The organism is Stenotrophomonas maltophilia group sp. RNC7, assembly GCF_030910085.1.
Classification (GTDB): Bacteria; Pseudomonadota; Gammaproteobacteria; order Xanthomonadales; family Xanthomonadaceae; genus Stenotrophomonas; species Stenotrophomonas sepilia.
In genome coordinates, this window is sequence record NZ_JAVFVN010000752.1 from 1 (window position 1) to 467 (window position 467).

The following is a 467-nucleotide window of genomic DNA, read 5'->3' on the forward strand; positions in this document are numbered from 1 at the left end:
GGGGCGGCGCCACGTCGTACGATAGCGGCCCGACGCCGCCCGACGCCGTCACTGGCGCATAGGCCGTCAGCGGTTCGTTCAAGGCCTGTGTGGTGTACGGCTGGTTGAGCGCGGCCGCCAGGTTGCCATGCACCGCGAGCGTGAAGGTGGCGGTGACGGTCTGCAAGGGATCGGCGCTGTCGGTCACCGTGACCGTGTATTCCGTGGCAGGCGACACCGCGATCGGCGTTCCGGGGACATTCTTGATCTTGCCGTTCCGCTCTTCCATTTGCAGCCCGTCCGGCAAAGGGGGCTGCACGCTGAAGTGGAGCAGGCCCAGGCCGCCCACGGCATTGACCGGGGCCTCGTCGACGATTGCGGCGTCGACCATGACGGAAACGGCCGGCTTCACCGTGGCCGCCGTCAGCGCCGGTACGACCAGCAGGGAAAAGGTGCCCTTCGCCGAATGCTCCGGCATGGCGCTGTCC

At 68.1% G+C, this 467-nt stretch carries 1 protein-coding gene; it reads right to left on the bottom strand.

The annotated features are described in order from the left end of the window. Positions 1–370 (bottom strand): putative Ig domain-containing protein (locus RCF13_RS17860; protein WP_308141415.1); only part of this gene is annotated, 370 nt, incomplete at its 3' end. Positions 371–467 lie beyond the last annotated feature (97 nt).